At 51.0% G+C, this 1,674-nt stretch carries 3 protein-coding genes and 2 pseudogenes; all 5 read right to left on the reverse strand.

The genetic code is table 11. The features are described 5' to 3' along the window. Window positions 1-212, reverse strand: a pseudogene (locus tag ACR0P9_RS12145) (GTPase ObgE); the annotation flags it as partial. A gap of 79 nt (window positions 213-291) precedes the next feature. Further along, on the reverse strand, window positions 292-576 hold the full coding sequence (rpmA, locus tag ACR0P9_RS12150) for a 50S ribosomal protein L27 (RefSeq protein ID WP_432620513.1): 285 nt from the start codon (window positions 574-576) through the stop codon (window positions 292-294). Window positions 577-579: 3 nt separating this feature from the next. Continuing rightward, window positions 580-909, reverse strand: coding sequence for a ribosomal-processing cysteine protease Prp (locus tag ACR0P9_RS12155; RefSeq protein ID WP_432620515.1), 330 nt, complete (start codon window positions 907-909; stop codon window positions 580-582). A gap of 3 nt (window positions 910-912) precedes the next feature. Beyond that, window positions 913-1,224: a 50S ribosomal protein L21 gene (gene rplU, locus ACR0P9_RS12160; protein ID WP_432620517.1), complete on the reverse strand. Its 312-nt coding sequence runs from the start codon at window positions 1,222-1,224 to the stop codon at window positions 913-915. 194 nt (window positions 1,225-1,418) lie between these two features. Further along, a pseudogene (locus tag ACR0P9_RS12165) lies at window positions 1,419-1,674 on the reverse strand (bifunctional 5,10-methylene-tetrahydrofolate dehydrogenase/5,10-methylene-tetrahydrofolate cyclohydrolase); the annotation flags it as partial.

Genomic DNA, 1,674 nt, shown 5'->3' on the forward strand with positions numbered 1-1,674 from the left:
CCCGGCTCTGCTTTATACTTTCTCTTATATCGAAAGTCCATCAGTGTGGACAAATTGTCATCTACCTGAAAGACAACGGAGCCACCGCGGCCGCCGTCGCCGCCGTCCGGGCCGCCGGATGCAACATACTTTTCACGGTGGAATGAAACCTTGCCGTCTCCGCCCTTGCCGGACTGGATCCAGATTTTGGCTGTATCAATAAACTGTGGCATGTGGGTACTCCTTTCCCTATCCGTTATAGAAAAAGCACCTCAGACGGACTGCCCGAGGTGCCTTTTGCAATCAAATATCTTACTGCTCGATTTCGTAAACAGAAACCTGCTTGCGGTCGCGACCCAGACGCTCAAAGCGAACTACGCCGGAAACCTTTGCATAAAGGGTGTCGTCGGAACCAATGCCAACGTTTACGCCCGGATGGATGTGAGTGCCGCGCTGGCGAACCAGAATGTTGCCTGCCGGTACAACCTGACCATCAGCACGCTTAACGCCAAGTCTCTTGGACTCGGAATCACGGCCGTTCTTGGTAGAACCTACGCCCTTTTTATGAGCGAAAAACTGTAAGCTGATCTGAAGCATGACTTACACCTCCATTACTTCGATAAAATCCTGATAACGTACCTTGAGATTGATAAAATACAGCATCAAGGCACTAAGTGCGTTCTGCGCCTGCGTCTCCTCCGCTTCTTCCAAATCTTTTGGAAGCTCGATGCGGATGCGAGCGTTCTCTTCGTCGACTTCTGTCCGGATCGCTAGACCCATTACATCCTCGAGCAGACAGCTCGTGAGATCCAGATTCGCAGATACCGCCGCACAGACAATGTCTTCTCCTTCTTCTGCATAACCTGCATGTTCGGAGACTTCCACTGCATCAATGCGGCTGCCTGTTAAATAAAAACGGGCGGTAGTCATCTCTTACGCGTTGATAGCGCCGATGGTTACCTTGGTGTACGGCTGTCTGTGGCCCTGCTTACGACGGTAGCCCTTCTTCGGCTTCATCTTGTAGACGATAACCTTCTTCTGCTTGCCAGTCTTCTCAACAGTACCAGCTACGGTAGCGCCTTCAACATACGGAGCGCCAACCTTCAGCTCAGCACCTTCGCCAACTGCCAGAACCTTGTCGAATGTAACGGAAGCGCCGTCTTCAACGCCGAGCTTCTCAACGTAGATTACGTCACCTTCGGATACCTTGTACTGCTTGCCACCGGTTACAATAATTGCATACATTGCGGTAGCACCTCTCTTTCTATAATAGAGTCACGCTCTCACGGGGGATGTCTTGTCTCAGACATACTTCACCAACCCGGTCAATGCGGCTTCTTGTATGTTACCATATCCCGTCCATGCTGTCAACAATCTTTTTGTTTTTGCTTGTCAAAATTCCGCAGCATTTTGGGGATGTTTGTGCACAGATTTGACAATTACTCCTCGATACCGTGATGCAGCTTGGCCGCCTTCAGGGTATTCTTCATCAGCATAGTGATGGTCATCGGGCCTACGCCGCCCGGAACCGGAGTCAGATACGATGCTTTTTCATTGACTTCATCAAAGGCAACGTCGCCGCACAGCTTGCCGTCCTTACGGTTCATGCCGACATCAATGACAACAGCGCCTTCCTTTACCATATCTGCGGTCACAAAGTCTGCCTTGCCGACAGCTGCCACCAGAATGTCTGCC

This window comes from Butyricicoccus sp. (assembly GCF_050872565.1).
Classification (GTDB): Bacteria; Bacillota; Clostridia; order Oscillospirales; family Butyricicoccaceae; genus Butyricicoccus_A.

What these genes read in the sequence shown, in the direction of transcription:
- ACR0P9_RS12155 (WP_432620515.1), bottom strand. Translation starts at nt 909, where the DNA reads ATGACTACCGCCCGTTTTTATTTAACAGGCAGCCGCATTGATGCAGTG.
- rpmA (WP_432620513.1), bottom strand. Translation starts at nt 576, where the DNA reads ATGCTTCAGATCAGCTTACAGTTTTTCGCTCATAAAAAGGGCGTAGGT.
- rplU (WP_432620517.1), bottom strand. Translation starts at nt 1,224, where the DNA reads ATGTATGCAATTATTGTAACCGGTGGCAAGCAGTACAAGGTATCCGAA.